Origin of the sequence: Nocardia sp. NPDC019323 (assembly GCF_044389845.1) — a bacterium.
Lineage (GTDB): Bacteria > Actinomycetota > Actinomycetes > Mycobacteriales > Mycobacteriaceae > Nocardia > Nocardia implantans.
In genome coordinates, this window is sequence record NZ_JBIRYN010000002.1 from 93,359 (window position 1) to 110,806 (window position 17,448).

Annotated in this window: 16 protein-coding genes, 1 tRNA gene and 1 other RNA gene; 9 read left to right on the forward strand and 9 right to left on the reverse strand. The window is 68.2% G+C overall.

Annotated features, from left to right (window positions below; genetic code table 11):
* Positions 1–22 precede the first annotated feature (22 nt).
* Positions 23–1,339 (forward strand): ammonium transporter, encoded by a 1,317-nt coding sequence (locus ACH49X_RS07905; RefSeq protein WP_357207021.1) that lies wholly within the window; start codon positions 23–25, stop codon positions 1,337–1,339.
* Between the two features lie 345 nt (positions 1,340–1,684).
* Here the strand turns inward: ACH49X_RS07905 and ACH49X_RS07910 are convergent, their stop codons facing one another.
* Positions 1,685–2,605, reverse strand: a complete 921-nt coding sequence (locus ACH49X_RS07910; RefSeq protein WP_357207023.1) for a neutral zinc metallopeptidase — start codon at positions 2,603–2,605, stop codon at positions 1,685–1,687.
* A 286-nt stretch (positions 2,606–2,891) separates the two neighbouring features.
* Here ACH49X_RS07910 and ACH49X_RS07915 point away from each other — a divergent pair, with 286 nt between their 5' ends.
* Complete coding sequence (locus ACH49X_RS07915) at positions 2,892–4,523, forward strand: DUF2207 family protein (RefSeq protein ID WP_357207025.1); 1,632 nt, start codon at positions 2,892–2,894, stop codon at positions 4,521–4,523.
* A 63-nt stretch (positions 4,524–4,586) separates the two neighbouring features.
* On the opposite strand, the gene ACH49X_RS07920 is transcribed toward ACH49X_RS07915, so the two are convergent.
* The 3 genes from ACH49X_RS07920 to ACH49X_RS07930 form a co-directional block, all read right to left on the reverse strand.
* Positions 4,587–5,861, reverse strand: a complete 1,275-nt coding sequence (locus tag ACH49X_RS07920; protein WP_195079788.1) for an ROK family transcriptional regulator — start codon at positions 5,859–5,861, stop codon at positions 4,587–4,589.
* A gap of 341 nt (positions 5,862–6,202) precedes the next feature.
* Complete coding sequence (locus tag ACH49X_RS07925; protein WP_195079787.1) at positions 6,203–6,913, reverse strand: hypothetical protein; 711 nt, start codon at positions 6,911–6,913, stop codon at positions 6,203–6,205.
* Positions 6,914–7,038: 125 nt separating this feature from the next.
* The gene (locus ACH49X_RS07930; RefSeq protein WP_195079786.1) at positions 7,039–7,614 is read right to left on the reverse strand and encodes an HhH-GPD-type base excision DNA repair protein; all 576 of its coding nucleotides are present in this window, start codon (positions 7,612–7,614) and stop codon (positions 7,039–7,041) included.
* A 217-nt stretch (positions 7,615–7,831) separates the two neighbouring features.
* Here ACH49X_RS07930 and ACH49X_RS07935 point away from each other — a divergent pair, with 217 nt between their 5' ends.
* Together ACH49X_RS07935 and ACH49X_RS07940 are read left to right on the forward strand one after the other, a co-directional pair.
* Positions 7,832–8,638: a methyltransferase domain-containing protein gene (locus ACH49X_RS07935; protein ID WP_195079903.1), complete on the forward strand. Its 807-nt coding sequence runs from the start codon at positions 7,832–7,834 to the stop codon at positions 8,636–8,638.
* An 8-nt stretch (positions 8,639–8,646) separates the two neighbouring features.
* Positions 8,647–9,087, forward strand: coding sequence for an SRPBCC family protein (locus ACH49X_RS07940; RefSeq protein WP_195079785.1), 441 nt, complete (start codon positions 8,647–8,649; stop codon positions 9,085–9,087).
* Positions 9,088–9,174: 87 nt separating this feature from the next.
* Here the strand turns inward: ACH49X_RS07940 and ACH49X_RS07945 are convergent, their stop codons facing one another.
* The gene (locus ACH49X_RS07945; protein ID WP_195079784.1) at positions 9,175–10,464 is read right to left on the reverse strand and encodes an aminotransferase class I/II-fold pyridoxal phosphate-dependent enzyme; all 1,290 of its coding nucleotides are present in this window, start codon (positions 10,462–10,464) and stop codon (positions 9,175–9,177) included.
* Positions 10,465–10,679: 215 nt separating this feature from the next.
* Positions 10,680–10,774: signal recognition particle sRNA small type (gene ffs / locus ACH49X_RS07950), an RNA gene on the reverse strand.
* 128 nt (positions 10,775–10,902) lie between these two features.
* Between ffs and ACH49X_RS07955 the strand changes: the two genes are divergently transcribed.
* Positions 10,903–10,990: transfer RNA gene (locus tag ACH49X_RS07955), tRNA-Ser, on the forward strand.
* 304 nt (positions 10,991–11,294) lie between these two features.
* On the opposite strand, the gene ACH49X_RS07960 is transcribed toward ACH49X_RS07955, so the two are convergent.
* The gene (locus ACH49X_RS07960; protein ID WP_195079783.1) at positions 11,295–11,501 is read right to left on the reverse strand and encodes a hypothetical protein; all 207 of its coding nucleotides are present in this window, start codon (positions 11,499–11,501) and stop codon (positions 11,295–11,297) included.
* Positions 11,502–11,691: 190 nt separating this feature from the next.
* On the opposite strand from ACH49X_RS07960, the gene ACH49X_RS07965 reads away from it, so the two are divergent.
* Together ACH49X_RS07965 and ACH49X_RS07970 are read left to right on the forward strand one after the other, a co-directional pair.
* Positions 11,692–12,144, forward strand: a complete 453-nt coding sequence (locus ACH49X_RS07965; protein ID WP_323124469.1) for a hypothetical protein — start codon at positions 11,692–11,694, stop codon at positions 12,142–12,144.
* A 99-nt stretch (positions 12,145–12,243) separates the two neighbouring features.
* The gene (locus ACH49X_RS07970) at positions 12,244–12,882 is read left to right on the forward strand and encodes a hypothetical protein (RefSeq protein WP_195079782.1); all 639 of its coding nucleotides are present in this window, start codon (positions 12,244–12,246) and stop codon (positions 12,880–12,882) included.
* Positions 12,883–12,894: 12 nt separating this feature from the next.
* On the opposite strand, the gene ACH49X_RS07975 is transcribed toward ACH49X_RS07970, so the two are convergent.
* Positions 12,895–14,370: a WS/DGAT domain-containing protein gene (locus ACH49X_RS07975; RefSeq protein WP_357207140.1), complete on the reverse strand. Its 1,476-nt coding sequence runs from the start codon at positions 14,368–14,370 to the stop codon at positions 12,895–12,897.
* A 174-nt stretch (positions 14,371–14,544) separates the two neighbouring features.
* Between ACH49X_RS07975 and ACH49X_RS07980 the strand changes: the two genes are divergently transcribed.
* The gene (locus ACH49X_RS07980) at positions 14,545–16,188 is read left to right on the forward strand and encodes a cytochrome bc complex cytochrome b subunit (RefSeq protein ID WP_195079780.1); all 1,644 of its coding nucleotides are present in this window, start codon (positions 14,545–14,547) and stop codon (positions 16,186–16,188) included.
* A 108-nt stretch (positions 16,189–16,296) separates the two neighbouring features.
* Here the strand turns inward: ACH49X_RS07980 and ACH49X_RS07985 are convergent, their stop codons facing one another.
* Complete coding sequence (locus tag ACH49X_RS07985) at positions 16,297–16,506, reverse strand: DUF397 domain-containing protein (protein WP_195079779.1); 210 nt, start codon at positions 16,504–16,506, stop codon at positions 16,297–16,299.
* A gap of 423 nt (positions 16,507–16,929) precedes the next feature.
* Between ACH49X_RS07985 and ACH49X_RS07990 the strand changes: the two genes are divergently transcribed.
* Positions 16,930–17,412: a DUF309 domain-containing protein gene (locus ACH49X_RS07990; protein WP_195079778.1), complete on the forward strand. Its 483-nt coding sequence runs from the start codon at positions 16,930–16,932 to the stop codon at positions 17,410–17,412.
* The last annotated feature ends 36 nt before the right edge of the window (positions 17,413–17,448 follow it).

A 17,448-nucleotide genomic window follows, 5' to 3' on the forward strand; every position in this document is an offset into this window, starting at 1 on the left:
CGCGCGCCGAAGGAGTAACCCCGTGTCATCGACCATCGACCCCGCGGCCACCGCCTGGCTGCTGATCAGCACGGCGCTCGTCCTGCTGATGACCCCCGGCCTTGCCATCTTCTACGGCGGGATGGTGCGTTCGACCGGCGTGCTGAACATGCTGATGATGAACTTCATCGCGATTCCGCTGGTCACCGTGATCTGGCTACTTTTCGGCTACAGCCTGGCGTTCGGCGCCGACGCCGGTGGCGGCCTGATCGGCGGCCTCGATCACCTGGGCATGGCGGGCATCGATCCGAGTTCGGTGCACGGCTCGGTGCCCGAGCTGTTGTTCGTCACCTTCCAACTCGCCTTCGCCGTCCTGACCGCCGCGCTGATCAGCGGCGCCATCGCCGACCGCGCCAAGTTCTCCGCGTGGATGATCTTCGTACCGGTGTGGGCGCTGGCGGTGTACGCGCCGATCGCCCACTGGGTGTGGGGCCCGGACGGCTGGCTCGCCCGCTTCGGCGCGCTGGACTATGCGGGCGGCCTCGTGGTGGAGATCGCCTCCGGCGCGTCGGCCCTGGCCTTGGCGCTGGTGCTCGGCCCCCGCATCGGGTTCCGCACCGATGCCATGCGTCCGCACAATCTGCCCTTCGTGCTGCTCGGCGCGGGCCTGCTGTGGTTCGGCTGGTTCGGCTTCAACGCCGGTTCGGCGCTGGCGGCCAACGGTCTCGCCGCCGCCGTCTTCCTGAACACACTGGTGGCCGGCTGCCTCGGCATGCTCGGCTGGCTGGCGGTCGAGCAGATCCGCGACGGCAGGCCCACGACCTTCGGCGCCGCCTCCGGCGTGGTGGCCGGGCTGGTCGCCATCACTCCCTCCTGCGGGTCGGTCAACACCCTCGGTGCGGTGCTGGTCGGGCTGGCCGCGGGCGTGGTCTGCTCGTTCGCGGTGGGCTGGAAGTTCAGGGCGGGCTACGACGATTCGCTCGACGTGGTCGGCGTGCACTTCGCCGGTGGTGTGGTCGGCACCGTGCTGATCGGCTTGCTCGCCACCGCGGTGATGACCGGCGGCGTCGACGGCCTGTTCTTCGGCGGTGGACTCGCCCAGCTCGGCAAGCAACTGGTGGCGGTGCTGGTCGTCGCGGCCTACGCCTTCGGCGTCTCGTTCGCGCTCGGCAAGGGCATCGACCGGCTCGTCGGCTTCCGGGTCAGCAAAGAGGACGAGACCGCCGGGATCGACTTCGCCCTGCACGCCGAGACGGCGTACGCCGAAGGAGTGCACGGGCACGCGCCCCGCCGCCTCGGCGAAGGTCACCTCGGGCGTCCGCACACCGATCGCGCGGTGGAGGACGATCCGAAGTCCTGACTGGCGGTCAGTACCCGAACCGGCGGCGCGATCACCTGTTCGCAGTGTGCCGCCTGGTTTCGCCGAAACGGTTGCCGATCCTCACTCGCCGTTGTGGTTTCGTCGATCCGAGATGGTTCGTTCGGCCGCCACGGGCTTCCGCCCTCAGCGAGCCGTAGCGATGGGCGGGGGCGTCGACGTGGGCGCTCTACCGCCTCGGCAAGCCATCACCAGCGTCGATGCTCGCGCTGGAGACCGTCTCCCGGAACGAAGGACGGGTGCGGGTGCGGAATCCTCGCGCCGGGGCAGCAGCAACGGGCTGGCGAGGATCACGGCATGGCCCGGCCGCACACCGCGCGGCCCATGTCAGCTCACCGAACTCGCCGACGCGGTGAACGTATTGCACTGCGCCGCACGGTTCTTGTCCAAGCCCGTCTCGAACCACTGACCGCCGTTCTCGGCGGTCCCGTGGTCGCGCATGTCCCCGGCCTGGTCGCCGCGCCCATAGGCGTCCTTGCGGGCCGCGGTGAGCTGCGGATCGGTCAGCGAGCCGCCTTTCGACGACGATGAGAGGTACATGCCGTCGAAACAATTGGCCTGCAATTCGACTCGACGGGACAATTCCAGTCCCTTGGCGGTGCGCGGTCCGGCGTCGGCCCGCTCGCTGTTGGCCTTGCGCAAGATGCCGGACATCGCCTGCACGTGGTGTCCGTACTCGTGCGCGAACACCGAGAGGTAGACCACCCAGTTGTCCTTGAAGTACTCCGTCTGCAACTGACTGATCGGCATGTAGATGGTCTTGTTCGCCGGGCAGTAGAACGCGGCGAAATTGCTGGTCGAGCCGGTGCACGGTGTGGTGATGCCCGCCGTGGTCGCGCTGACGTTCAGCGCCGGAGGCTGGAACGGCAGGTTCGCCTTGCGCAGCACGGGTTTCCATGCCGACTCCAGGCACGACGCGGCGCTTTCGAAGAACTTGCGGGCGGCGTCGACCTGGGTGCCCCACGGCGAGTAATCGCACCGCGCCGGAACGAGTGTCGCGCTCGGATCGGTGAGCAGCGGGTTGGCACCGGTCTCCGAGGGACCGGTCGCGCCGTCCGGCTGGGCGTCGAACGTGAAGCTTGGACGCGGGCCGGACGCGTCGCTGTCGCCGCGCCCCACCGAGATCGCGTTGCGCACCAGCCCCGCCGCGACCAGGAAAACGACGACGACCAGCAGCGCCACCCATCCGCCGCCACCGCGTTTGCGCTGCGGCGGGTAGGGAGGCCGACCGGGCGGCCCATAGGGCATCGGCGGCGGGACCGGAGGGCTGTAACCGGGTGGCGGACCGTAACCGGGCTGGGCATATCCCGGCGGCGGACGGTAACCGGGAGGCGGGCCGTATCCAGGTGGCGGACCGTAACCGGGACGCGGTCCATGGGGCGCACCGTAGCCGGGCGGCGGAGGAACCGGACGCCCCTGGTGCGGGACCGGTCCGTGTCCGTACGGTGGTTGTGTCACGCCCCCGTACCCCCTCGTCTCAGTGATCGCCGACAGCCGCTGACGCAGGATAGCAAGCTGTCTAGAGTAGGCAGCCATGCTGACTTTTCGGGGGGCCGCCCTAGGCGCGCTGCTTCTCGCCGTCGCGGCAATGTTCGCGGCGGCCCCGGTCGCCGAGGCCGAGCCCGTGCCCGACGGCGTGACCATCACCGCCGATCTGAAGCTGAATCGCGAGGGTGTCCTCGAAGTCGTCGAACAGATCTCGGTGCCGCCGGACGGATCGTTCCGGATGTCGCTTCCACTGCGGCTGAAGGTGAGCGACGACGCCGAGCGCGTCTTCCGGGTCACCGATGTGAACACCGAGGGCGCCGGGACCGCGACCGTCGCGAACGACCAGTTCACCATCGAGGCGCGGCCGGGCGAGTCCACCTTCCAGTACTCCGTGCGGAACACCGTCAGCGACGCGCCGGGCACTCAGGTGTTCCATTGGCTCGGCGTGCTCGGCGCCGACATCGCGTCCATCAGCGCCTCGCTGATCAGCCCGAGCTTCGAAATGGGCATCGTGGACTGCAAACTCGGCCCGCCCGGCAACACCAGGCCGTGTGCCGACGTCAAGATCGAGTCCGACGGCGTCCTCTTCCTCGAGCAGACCGACCTGCACAAGGGCGACGCGATCGACCTGACGCTGCAGCTGCCGCCCGGCACCGTGCCGAGCAACGCCGACGTGCGCGGCGGCGACGACGCGGGCGCGTTCGCGATCACCGCCCCGGTGCTCGTCGCGTTCGGCGTGCTGCTGCTCGCGCTGGCGGGGCTGGTCGCCTTCGCGCTGCGCGCCCGCCGCAACGACTCGATCGTGGGCGGTGGTTCGGAGACGATCGACCCGCTGCTGCGCGAAGGCGATCGAGTGCAGTTCACCTCCCCCGATGGGGCGCTGCCCGGCGAGGCCGGTCTGCTGCTGGACGGATTTGTCGATCCGGTCGACATCGCCGCAACGGTGGTGGATCTCGCGGTGCGCCGGTACATCCGGATCGCGCCGCTCAGCGACAGCGACTGGCGGATCACCCGGGTGAATACGCCCGACGATCAGCTGCGCGACTACGAGAAGGCGGTCTACCAGGCCTTGCTGCCCTCCGGCGCCGACGCGGTGACACTGGGCGAGCTGCGCAAGCCGGGGCGCGTTGCCTCCGGTCCGGTCCGCGCCGCCATGATCGCCGACGCCGTCGCCCGCGGCACTTTCCTCGATCGCCGCCGTCCCGGGCTCGCGGTGTGGCTCGGTGGGGCGCTGGTGGCCGCCGGCGTCGCGGTGACCGTGGCGCTCGCGCTCACTTCCGGACACGCCTTGGTCGGTGTCGCCATCGCGCTCGGCGGTGTCGCGACCCTGCTCGCACCGAAGTACCTGCCGGTGCGTACGGCCAGAGGCCTGGAACTCGCCCGGCAGATCCGCGCGTTGCAGCGTGGCTTGGAAAACATTCGGCGCGAACAGATCCCGCCGATCGACCAGGAGACGGTGTTCTCCCGCGCCCTGCCGTTCACGGTGCTCGGCGCGCGTGCCGACAATTGGATCCGCGTCTTCCGCGACCTCGATCCCTCGGCCGACGCGCAACCCGGCCTCTACTGGTTCGGCGGCTTCGAACGCGACCGCAACTTGCAACGCTTCGCAAGCCACTTCCCGTTCTTCATCACGGCGTTGGAGGGCCTGTTCGCGACCGCGGGCGACCCGCATCGATAGACGCCGTAGACGCACGAAAAGGGCGACCGGACAGGGTGTCCGGCAGCCCTTTCGTCGTATTGCTCAGTCGATCGCCGCGGTGCGCCGGATCGCGGCCAGCGGATCGGCGTAGAGGACGCTGAGCGAGGTCACCACGGCGGCGTATTCCTGAACCTTGCCGCCGAATCCGCTGATCCGGATATCGGTGGGCGGCAGCGTCGAACCCTGGTTGAACGCCCGCGCCACATGCGCGACCGCGGGGCGGTAGCCGGTGAACGCCTGGCCACCGAGGATGACCCGATCGGGGTTGAGCATGTCGCGCACCATCGCCACGGTGTGGCCGAGGATGGTGGCCCGCTCGGCGAGCAGCTCGCGCGCGGATTCCGAACCGGCCTCCGCGGCGCGGTACAGATCCGCGATGGTCGAGCCCGCGGTCCCGTTGTGCGCCGGGATGATGCCGCGGCCGACGGCCCTGGAGTGCAGCGACCGATCACCGACAGTCACCTCCAAGCAGCCACGCCGCCCGCAGGCGCATTCCACGTCCGAACCCGTCGGCAGGTGCGCGATCGAGCCGGGGCCGTTGCTCGGCGTGTGCACGCGACCGTCCAAAGTCACTGCGATACCGGCGGTCTCACGCACGTAGAAGTACAGGCTGCTGCCGCGCTCGACGCGGGCTTGGTCCTTCGGCTCGACTGTGGGCAGCAACAGCTCCGAGCCCGCCATCGCCTCGACGTGCGGCGCCACCGAGACGGGCAACTCCAGCACCTCGCCGAGCACAGAACCGACCTGGGCGCCACGCCATTCCAGCTTCGGGTGGTCGACGACGCCGGTCAGCGGGTCGACCCGGCCACCGATCGCCACGCCGGCCCACAGCGCCTTGCGCCGGTGCCAGCGCTGCAGGAACGCCTTCGCGCTGCGGGCGACGGTGACGGTGGCGAATTCCTGGCCGGTCTGCGGGGTGGCGATGGCAAGGCCGCCGAGGATGCGGCCGCGCAGATCGGCGGCGACGATCTTGGTGACCGCGGCGCCGATGTGGATGCCGATGGTCAGGTACGCCTCGTGATCGATTTCGAAGGGGACGCGGGGGCGTCCTACCGCACCCGAGGCCGTCAGGTCGGGGCGCTCCCGCAGCAGGCCGGCCGCGAGCAGGGCGGAGACCTGGCGGTTGACCGTGGCGATGCTCAAACCCGTTGTGCGGGCGGCGTTGTCGCGGGAGACGGGGCCACCGGTCGCGGCGCGCAGCACCGCGGCCGCCGGGTTGTCGCCGATGCGCAGTTCGGGGGCGACAACGGGGCGCTGGACGCGGGTACGGCTGCCCGCAACCCTGGAGACGGATCGTTCGAGGGTGGGAAGGGACATTGTGCAGATCCTTGCTGAAGTCCCGTAATCGAACGGGACGTGCCTACATGGGCGGCGAGGCAGCAAACGAGCAGGAAAAACAGCTCAGCTGCAGCAAGAGAGACGACACAGTTCGCGTGTCAACGGCAGCCGCAGACCCAGCGCGGCGGTCACGTAAGTGACGCGCAGGAGGTTCGATCGGCCGGCAGACATGTCATTTAAATTAACACCGATATCCATGACACACCAACCCTCGACGCGCCGTTGTGTGCACCCGCACATTGTTTCCCCAGGTCGCGAGCACACAAAAAGACCCCGCTCCCCGGAACCCGGACGGAGCGGAGTCTTTTCACGCGGAAGGATTACTTCGGAGCGACGAACGGCTGATTGATCGTCGCGAAGTACTGGATCGCGGCGGCGACCGCCACCGGAGCGGTGACCAGGATCTGGCCCGCCAGCGTGCCGAGCGCGCCGACGGCGATGATGCCGCCGAGGCAGCCGATGGCCGCGGCAGGGATGAACGCGCCGAACAGTCCGACGATCGCTGCGGAGGCGACGGTCGCGCCCGCGATGCCGCCGAGCACGCAGCCGATGGCGCCGCCGGCCAGGCCGCCGACGAGCGTTCCGATGGTGGCTCCGGCGGAGATCGTGCTGGTCAGGCGAGTCCAAGCGGCGACCTCACGGTCGTACTCGGTCTTCCACGGCGCCTTGTCCTCGTACGGGAGGGCCACCGGCTTGTAGACCGCGTGTTCCCGGTCGAACACGGGCGTCAGCGTGGCGGTGCGGCCGGAAACCGCTGCTGCGATGGGGAATTCGAAGTCCTCGAGCTGAAACCTCAGCGGCTGCGCCGCGAGGACGGTACCGTTGGAGGCCTTGACCTCCAGCACCTCGTTCTCGACCACCAGCGAGCCCGCGTCGATTTCGATGATCGACTGGGTATCGGTCGCGTGCGCGGTGAAATTGATCGCGCTTTCCGTACTTTCTTCCGCCGGGGCAGCGCCGGATGTACCAGCGGCCACTCCGGTCGCAATGGTTACCAGCGCCGCCACCACGGCGAGCTTCCTCATCCTCATGTCCTGCAATCCCTCATCTCAGGTGGAGCCATACCAGCCAAAAGCATCGGGCAACGGCTCTGCGAGAACGAGGAAAAAACGCAGGGCGATTTCAAATAGGCAACCGGGGAGTTACGAGCACGGAACTACTTCGCTTTGGCCGCCGCTTTCGCCTGCTTCTTGAATTCCCTTACCTGCGCCAGGGATTCGGCGTCGGTGACGTCGGCAACCGAACGGCGCGAGCCCTCGTCGCCGTACGCGCCCGCCGCGGCGCGCCAGCCCTCCGGCCGCACGCCCCGCTGCTTGCCCAGGAGGGCCAGGAAGATCTTCGCCTTCTGCTCGCCGTAGCCGGGGAGTTCGCGCAGCCGCCGCAGCACCTCCTTGCCGTCGGGGTCGCCCGCGGTCCAGATGTTCTCGGTCTTGCCGTCGTAGTGCTCGATGACGTAGCGAGCCAGCTCCTGCGCACGCCTGGCCATGGACCGGCCGTAGCGGTGGATCGCGGGCGGGGTCGCGGCGAGTTCCTCGAACTCCTGCGGATCGGCCTCGGCGATGCGCTGGATGTCGAACCCGCCCATCCGGTCGGCGATCTTCTTCGGGCCCCGGAAGGCGTGCTCCATCGGGTACTGCTGATCCAGCAGCATGCCGAGCAGCGTGGCGAAATGGTCCTCGGTCAGTAGCCGGTCCGCTTCGGCGTCCTGCGCCAAGCACAGCGTGCGCGTCATGCCCTACCTCCTGCTCGGTGTGCTGGGACGGGTCGATCATCTCACCGGAGCCGACGGTGCGGCAGCACCCGGGTCGCCGCCGCCGGGCCTGCATAGTGACTCAACTCACAATGCCTACGCGCGGGTAGACGACCTGCCGCGTAGGCTCCAGGCCATGCCTCAGACGACGGCGACCCCCACCAAGACGACGCCAACGGCCAGGGATGGACACGGGCCCATGAACACCTACGCATTGCGCCCCGATCGATTCGACCGAGCAGGTCAGGACCAACTCGTCGACGTGCGCGACCTCCAGGCCGCGCTGCCGGGCATCCGCCGCTTGCGCACCTGGGCGCACGAAGCGCTCGCGCTGCGGCCCGGCGAACACGCCGTCGACATCGGCTCCGGTACCGGATCGGAGGTCATCACCTTCGCCGAGGCGGTCGGCCCGGACGGCAGCGCGGTCGGCGTCGAACCTGACCCGCAGCTGCTGGCCTCCGCCGAGCGCCGCGCCGCCCAGGCCGGCTCCACGGCCAGATTCCACTCCGGAGATGCCTACGGCGTGCCGTTCGGCGCGGACAGCTTCGACGCCGTCCTGTGCGAGCGCGTCTTCCAGCACCTCACCGCCCCGGGCCGCGCGGCCAACGAGATCGCGCGCGTGCTGCGTCCGGGTGGCCGCGTGGTCGTGGTGGACAGCGATTGGGACACCGCGATCGTGCACCCCGGTGACCGGCGGGTCGTCCGCGAGGTGATCGACACGCTCGTGTCGGCCACCACCAATCCGCTGTCGGGCCGTCGTCTGCCCGGTCTGCTCACCAAAGCGGGCTTGGTGGTCGACGACATCGGCTCGGAGGCTCTGGTGCAGGACCGCCGCGTCGGCGCGGGCTCGCTGATCACCAGGATCTCCGCGATGGCGGTCGCGCGCGGCGCGATCACCGAGGCCGAGCGGGAGCAACTGCTCGCCGACCTCGCGGCGGGCGCCGCCAGCGGCGACATCCACCTCTCGGTGACCATGTTCGCCGTCCTCGCGCACAAACCGCGCTGACCCGGCCGATGGCCGTCGATGTGGTGACCGACGTCGTGATCGACCGATCACGCGAGCTGGTCGCCGCGTATTCGGCCGATCCGGCGCACGCGCCCGCGTGGTACTCGCGCATCCACAGCGTCACCTGGGAAACGGAACCTCCGCTGCGCGTCGGCTCGCGGATGACGTTCGTCGCCCACTTCCTGGGCGGCAGGCTGACCTATACCTACGAGGTGGTCGACTACACGCCCTGCGTCCTGCTGGTGATGCGCACCGCACAGGGGCCGTTTCCGATGGAGACGACCTACACCTGGGCCGATACGCCGGAAGGCGGCACCAGGATGACGCTGCGCAACCGCGGCGAGCCGAAGGGTTTCCGGAAGCTGACCGCGCCTGTGCTGGAAGCGGCCATCCGGCGGGCCAACCGCGCGGATCTGGCGCGGCTGAAGGAACTGCTGGAAACCGGATAGGCCGCGTGCCGACGCCGCCACCGGCTTTCGACACAGATGACAGCGCCCGGCACGGAAGCCGTGCCGGGCGGTCAGTCGTTCGCGGTCCTACTTGCCGAGCAGCTTCTCGGTGGCGGCCAGCAGCACGCAGGTGGCCAGGCCGTCCATCGCCTTCTCGAGCTCGGGCAGCTTCGGGAAGCTGGGCGCGATGCGGATGTTCTTGTCCTCCGGATCGTTGCGGTACGGGAAGGCCGAACCGGCCGCGGTGAGCGCGATACCCGCCTCCTTGGCGAGGGCGATCACCCGCGCCGCGGTGCCCTCCAGCACGTCCAGGCTGATGAAATAGCCGCCCTTGGGTTCGGTCCAGGAGGCCACCTTGGACGCGCCGAGGCGGTCCTCGAGGATCTTCAGCACCAAGGCGAACTTCGGCTCCAGGATGGCGCGGTGCTTCTGCATGTGCGCGCGCACGCCGTCGGCATCGCCGAAGAAGCGCAGGTGGCGCAGCTGGTTGATCTTGTCCGGGCCGATGCTCTTCTTCGAGGCGTGGCTCAGATACCAGTCCAGATTCGCGGTGGAACCACCGATGAAGCTCACGCCCGCGCCCGCGAAGGTGATCTTCGAGGTGGAGGCGAACACCAACGGACGGTTCGGGTTTCCGGCGGCGGCGGCCAAGCCGAGCACGTCGATCACCGGGGCCGCCGTGTCGGTGAGCGGATGCACCGCGTACGCGTTGTCCCAGAACAGCCGGAAGTCGGGCGCCGCCGCCGGCATCGAGACGAGTTCGCGGACAACGTCTTCGGAGAAGACGACGCCGGTCGGGTTGGAGTAGTTCGGCACCGCCCACAGGCCCTTGATCTGCGGGTCGCTCGCCAGCAGCTCGGCGATGGCGTGGGTGTCGGGGCCGTCGTGGCGCATCGGGATCGGGATCATCTCGAAGCCGAGCGCCTCGGTGATCGCGAAGTGCCGGTCGTAGCCCGGGGCCGGGCACAGGAACTTCAGAGTGTCCTCGGCGGCCCAGCGACGCTCGGAATCATTGGTGCCGTACAGCATCGCGTAAGTGATCACGTCGTGCATCAGCTCGAGACTGGCGTTGTTGCCCGCGAGCAGATTGTCCACCGGGATGTTGAGCAGCTCGCCGAAGATGGCGCGCAGTTCCGGGAGACCGTGCAGGCCACCGTAGTTACGGCAGTCGGTGCCGGTGCCGTCGCGGAAATCGCCGTCGCCGGGCAGGTTCAGCAGTCCGGCGGACAGGTCGAGTTGCTCCGGCGAAGGTTTCCCCCTGGTCAGGTCCAGCGTGAGCTTCTCGGTCTTGAGCGTCGCGTAGTTCGCGGTCTGGGTGTCGTGCTCGAGCACGAGCTCCTCATGGCTCATCAAACCGATCTGCGTTTGCCGGGGCATCCTGGGCAGCCTTTCAAGCAGCGAAGGGACGATGGGTTGGCCGGACCGATGTGCGGCGGCGACCGAACAGGTTGTCCGTGCAGACGCACGTGCATCCGCGGACGGTGTTCACGTTACCCGTGCGGCGCCCGGAATTGGAGGCGTTATCCGGGGATGGAATGCGGGGACCGCTGCCCCACCGGCTCGACGCAGGCGAGCCGCCCCGCAAGCCCTTCGAAAGGGGACCCCGCGCACCCGGCAGAGCCCGTTGACCCTTGCTGCCTTCCGGCCCTGGGGGGGTTCACAGGATGCGCGCCGCGCGGGATCCGTCGGCCAGTGTAGCGCCTCCGGCCCACAAACCCATCCTCCGGGTCCACCACCCCCACGCGACCAGGCACTTCACCCACGTCACCCCACCTATTTGGCGACCGGCCGGGGGCTACCGGTATGCTGCTCCACGGAGGATTCGCCTAGTGGCCTATGGCGCTCGCCTGGAACGCGGGTTGGGTTAACGCCCTCAGGGGTTCAAATCCCCTATCCTCCGCCAGAGAAGGGCCTGGTCAGGACGGTTTACCCCGTTCCGACCAGGCCTTTTCTCATCGGGGGCCGAACGCACTGAGAAGATGCCCGGGCGAAGCCCGTTCCCCACCATCCAGGGCCACCGATGCAAGCATCCGTGAGCGCAGCGCCCCAATGGCAACGTCTACGAGCAGGCCGCCACGCTGCATTGTCATCGGTGGGCCGCTGAAGGCCGACATGCGAGGGCCGCGTCCCCCCTGCGCAACAGAAACCAGCGAGTCGACCACGTAGCAGGGCCGCTACTGACAACAAGCAGCTTCATCGGAGCGAACTTAGCACTGGAGGATGGCGGGCCCGCTTTCTTTGCGTCCCTCGCTCGTACCGGTGTCCCAGGTGGCCCGCATGACGATCTTGGCCTGCCACACGCCCGGCAGGCAGTCCAGCGCCATCGCGGCCGTGTGGACGCTGGGGTCGGGGATCTGCGTGACTATGCCGACTGTCCCTTCGGCCGCGGGTTGCTGGTGCCCGACCGATGCCACAGCTGCAACAGTGCCGAGCCTCGACGCGGTTCGGCATCAGCGCCAACCATGTCGCGAGGAGATCAGCGAAGGTATACAACCACACGGGCGGTTCGGCGCGGTCGTCGAACCGCGGAGCGGATGGGGCCGCTGGTTGCCGCGACAGCATAGGAGAGCACATCGCATGGTGCGGATCGGTGTCACCGGGCATATGAACATCACCGCGGCTACTGAACCGTTGGTGTACGACGCGGTGCGTTCGCTGCTGGACAAGCACGATCCGAGCGAGCTGATCGGAGTGAGTTGCCTTGCGCGCGGTGCCGATTCGGTGTTCGCGCGGGCGGTACTCGATGCGGGTGGTCGGCTCGAAGTCGTGTTGCCGTCCCGCGATTACCGGGAGCGGAAGGTGAAGCCGGTTCACGCCGAGCTGTTCGACGAGCTGGTGCGGCGCGCGGCCCAGGTGCGGGTGATGGATTTCGACAACGCGGGTCGTGAAGCGTACGAAGCAGCCAACGATGCGGTGGTCGGGTCGGTCGACCGGCTGGTCGCCGTGTGGGATGGCGATGCCGGGCAGAAGGCGGGCACGGGGACGGTGGTGGAACTCGCGCGTCAGCGTGGCGTGCCGGTCGACGTCGTGTGGCCGGACGGCGCCGCGCGCGGCTGACGCCGGTCCACCGTCGGATTTCCTCCCGAGTTGCCGGACGAGCCGGATTCGCCCGATCTGGGCTGTGCGACTTCCCATTCCGATGGAATGATCTTCTCCGTGACTCAGTGGCTTCCGCTCTTCGGTTCTCTCATCGTTGCCATTGCGGCATTGGTCGGCGTGCTGGTCAACAACCGCACGAACCGGGCGGCGCTCACCGCCGCGGACGAGCGGAACCGGGTCACGCTGGACGCGGCGCAGCGCACCGTGGAGGCGACCAACGCGGCGGCCGAGCGGCGTGAGCACGACAAGTGGCGGCGGGAATCGGTGCTGACCGCGGTGTCGTCCGTGCTGTCCATCTCGAGCGATGTCCGCCAGCAGTTGCTGCACTGCGAGCACTGGGAGGCCGACGAACTCGATGACGTCGACGCGGAGATCCGGCAGCTCATCACCGGCTCGCGCGGCTACATCAGCAACCTGCGCGTGCTGTCGCATCGCAAGATCCCCAATCGCTGCGAGGACCTGATGCGCACGCTCACCGCGGCGCTGAACATCAGTTCACAGCGCCGCCGGATCGAACTCGACGGCGAGGCCACCGCCGAAGAGATCACCGAGATCCAGGCGCTGTGGTCGCGGGCGATCGAGAACACTGTCGAGGAAGAACGCTCGGTCATCAACGCCACCCGGCTCGAACTGGACATCAAGATCTCCGCCGAGGTGCACCAGGCCGCGGCGCAGCCCGCCCTCGCCCGTTCCTGACCGGCGGGCTCGTCACACCGATGGCGACGCCTCGACCCGCGTGCGGTGGGCTTCGCGCAGCGCGGCACCGAGGTGGGCGGCGTAGGCGTCCAGGTCGGGCAGCACGGCCGGGTCGGCGTGCAGCGAGATGGTGACGGTGTCGCCGAGGCCGTGCACGCCGTGGGTGAGATGCATGACGGAGCCGAGGGCCGGGAACCCGGCCGTGAAACGCACGGCGCCACCGCCGAAGGACAGATCGGCTGGGCCGCGATCGACGCTGGAGACCACCGTGTGGCCCGCGATCGAGTCGGGGACGGTGTCGAGGGGGTAGCGATCCACGTCCCGCCGCAGCAGCGGGGCCGGCATGGCCGCGGTGACCCGATCCTGCGCGGACAGCAGCGGGTGCAGCGCGCGGACCCGCCGGTCGGCGAGCGCGGCGGCGATCTTGTCGGCGCGCAGGCGCGGATCGGGTTCGTCGACGAAGAGATCGACGCCGAGGCTGCGATAGTTGTTGCGCGGGCGAGCTGCCTCGGGAAGAGCCATCGGCACCTGCGCACCCAGCCGCTCCACCGGCTCGCCACGCTCGGCCAGGTGGCGGGCCAGCGCCAGCGACACCGCGGTCAGGACGACGACCGTGACGGTGCGGCCCGGCACCCGCACGTCGGCGGACGGGAACACCAGCATCCGCGCTTCGTGTCGCGAAATGCCCTGCGGGGAAGATCTGTTCAGCACGGTTGGAAGGAAACCCTCTGCGGGCGGCGGCACTTCGCCCGACGCGGTCAGATCCGCCAGCCGCTGCTGCGCGCGAAACGCCTGGTAGCCGCGCATAGCTGTGACGGCTATCCGAACCGGCGCACGCAGTACGCCGATCGCCGAGTTCACCAGCACCCCGGCCGACGACAGGCTTGACGGCACCGCCTCGCCGATCGCCCGCCCCCGTGCCGCGAAATCTCGCGTGGACGGCCACCACGCGGAACCCCGCCGCCACGATCCCGGCGCGCTCGCGCACTCGTCCGCCGCTTGGACTCCACCGTCGGACACCGGCGGAGCCTCCGTGAACAGCGCCCGCGCGATCGCGGCGGCCCGCCGCCCATCGGCCAGGGCATGGGACATCTGGAGCACCGCCACCAGCGCGGGCTCGCCTTCCAGGCCGGGCGCGTCCTGGATCGCACGGAACACATGCAGCCGCCACGGGTGCACGGCGGCATCGACGCCGGTGCCGAGCAGGTCGCCGAGCGCCTCCAGCAAGCACGACCAATCGCGGTCCGGCAGTTCGTGTTCCATGAATTGCTCGGCGCCGAATTCGCATCGGGTCCAGCGCGGGTAATCGAGGTCGACGGGCAGTTCGCGCAGCCGGACCCGTAGGTCGGCGATGCGCGCGCTGCGTTCTGCGACGGCGGCCCGCAGTTCCTCCGTGGGGAGGCCGCGATCGGCGAAGCAATACAACAGAAAGAGGTCGTTGCGCGTGCGTTCGGACAGCCAATACATCGTCGCGTCCTGCGGTGCCATCGCGCTCACGAGTAAAACGATATCGACTCGGATCCGGTCACGTCCGCGGGGCCAGGCAATGTGAATGATCTTGTTCCACAATTCCGTCCGGAAAATCCCATCGATTCCGGCACGCGGCTCTGCTACCGTCTGTAGTAGGACCCGGATACCACTCACCCAGGCGGGGTGTCGGCCATGGCTATAGATCTAGCTCGCAAAATCGCCAACCAAGCCGATGAGGCGGACGAGCGGTACAAGGCCGCCGCGTTCGTGAAGCGGTCGATCAACAAGGTCTTCCCGACGCATTGGTCGTTCCTGCTCGGCGAGATCGCGCTCTACAGCTTCATCATCCTGCTGCTGTCGGGCGTCTACCTGACCTTGTTCTTCGACCCGTCCATGACGGAGGTCGTCTACAACGGCTCTTACCAGCCGATGCGCGGCGTGACCATGTCGCGGGCGTACGAGACGGCGCTGAACATCTCCTTCGAGGTCCGCGGCGGTCTGTTCGTCCGGCAGGTGCATCACTGGGCGGCGCTGCTGTTCGCGGTGTCGATCATCGTGCATCTGTTCCGGATCTTCTTCACCGGCGCGTTCCGGAAACCGCGTGAGGCGAACTGGGTGATCGGCTCGTTGCTGCTGATCTTGGCGATGTTCGAGGGCTTCTTCGGTTACTCGCTGCCCGACGACCTGCTGTCGGGCACGGGCCTGCGCGCCGCGTTCTCCGGGATCACGATTTCGATTCCGATCATCGGCACGTGGCTGCACTGGCTGATGTTCGGCGGTGACTTCCCCGGCGACATCATCATCCCGCGGCTCTACATCGCGCATGTGCTGTTGTTCCCGGGCATCATCCTGGCGCTGATCGCCGCGCACGTGGCGCTGGTGTGGTATCAGAAGCACACGCAGTTCCCCGGCCCGGGCCGCACGGAGAACAACGTGGTCGGCGCCCGGATCGTGCCGGTGTTCGCCGCCGACCAGGGCGCGTTCTTCGCCTTCACCCTCGGCGTCGTCGGCCTGCTCGGCGGACTCTTCCAGATCAACCCGATCTGGAACCTGGGGCCATACAACCCGTCGCAGGTCTCCGCGGGTTCCCAGCCGGACATGTACATGATGTGGACCGACGGCATGGCGCGCTTGATGCCGCCGTGGGAGCTGTATTTGGGCCGCTACACCGTGCCCGCCGTCTTCTGGGTCGCCATGCTCATGGGTCTGGTGTTCGCCGTCCTCATCGCCTACCCCTGGATCGAGAAACGGCTCACCGGCGACACCGGCGCACACCACAACCTGTTGCAACGCCCCCGTGACGTGCCCGTTCGCACCGCGATCGGCGCGATGGCGATCACCTTCTACGTGGTGCTGACGCTCTCGTGCGTCAACGACATCATCGCCTACAAATTCCAGATCTCGTTGAACGCGACGACCTGGGCAGGCCGCATCGGCATCCTGCTCGCACCGCCGATCGCCTACTTCCTGGCCTACCGCATCTGCCTCGGCCTGCAACGCAGCGACCGCGCGGTGCTCGAGCACGGCGTGGAGACCGGCGTGATCAAGCGCCTGCCGCACGGCGAGTACATCGAGGTGCACCAGCCGCTGGGGCCGGTGGACAAGCACGGCCACCCGGTTCCGCTGGACTACCAGGGCGCCCCCGTGCCGAAGAAGATGAGCAGGCTCGGCGCGGCGGGCAAGCCGGGGACCGGCAGCTTCCTGCGCGCGGATCCGCGCGACGAGAGCGTCAAGCACTTCGAGCTCGAGCACGAAGAGGAACGCAAGCAGCTCGCCGTGCTGCGCAAGGTGCAGGAACGGGCGAACGGAAACGGGAACGGTTCCGGGCACCGATGATCCGGCGGCCACCCGCGCCGGCGCACAATCCGCACAGAAAACCGCGAAGGCCCCGAGTCCATGCGACCCGGGGCCCGCTTTGCCTTGTTCAGGCGATTCCGGCGTGACTCAGCCGCGCCGGAACTCTCCCGTCGAGACCCCCACTAGGAATGCATCCCACTCGCCCGGCGCAAACGCCAAGACCGGGCCACGTCCACTGTCCTTGGTGTCACGAACCGCGACATTGCCGTCGACGAGAAAAGCGACTTCCACGCAGTTCCCATCCGGACCGCTGTATGTGCTCTTGCGCCACACAGCGCCCGTCCAATCAACCTCCACGGCACTAGCTCCTTTGCTGCGTCGAGAGCGAGATTTCTCCTGACATCGTTCCAGCTAGCATCGGTACCCGACTGGAAAGCCGAATCCCGTGGTGCACCCCGTGCCGGAGCGCACTTTCCCGGTGCGTCGATATCGCACATCGAGTTCGAGAGGAAATTAACCTCGCGCGGGGCCTGTCCCCGCGCGGTAACACTAGCAGGTCCTTCGAAAGTTTGCCCGGCTCTTGCCTATTCAATCATCGCAACCACACACGTTTGCGAAGCAACGGAGTTGCGGGAACATTGCCAACTCCCGGCATTCATTCCAAACACTGACGTACCACAATGTTTTTAACGGATGTGATTGCTCTGTTATCGGCCGACAATTCACCTCCCTCCGGAGGCCGCGTCGACGAAGGAGCGGCGGCCGTGCATGATGGAGCCTATGGTCGAACGCGATCGAGACGACGCAGGTCGCGCCCGTAATGCCCGTCCGCGCGACCGCCTCGGGCGTCCACTGCCTGCCGGCAGCACCGGAGTTGCCCGAATTCCGGACGATCTCGATCTTCCACCCCAGCAAACCTTGACCTTCGCCCAGCAACTGCTGGACGAGGGACTTGCATTCAACGCACACGAGGTTTTAGAGGCCGCGTGGAAGAACGGACCGTTCGCCGAGCGGATGCTGTGGCAGGCGCTCGCGCAGTTCGCTGTCGGTCTGACGCACATACAGCGCGGTAATCCGAAGGGAGCGCGTACACTGCTCGCCCGCGCGGTGTCGCGGTTGACGGCATACCGGCCCGAAGGCGAGCGCGCGCCCTACGATATCGACCTGCCCGGATTGGTCGCCCACGCCCGAGCCTTGCTCGCCACGCTGGAGGCGGGCGGCGAACCGGCGGACGACGACCTGCGGCCGCGTCTGCGCGGCTGACCGCCGTGACTTCTACCATGGCCGACGTGCGCATCT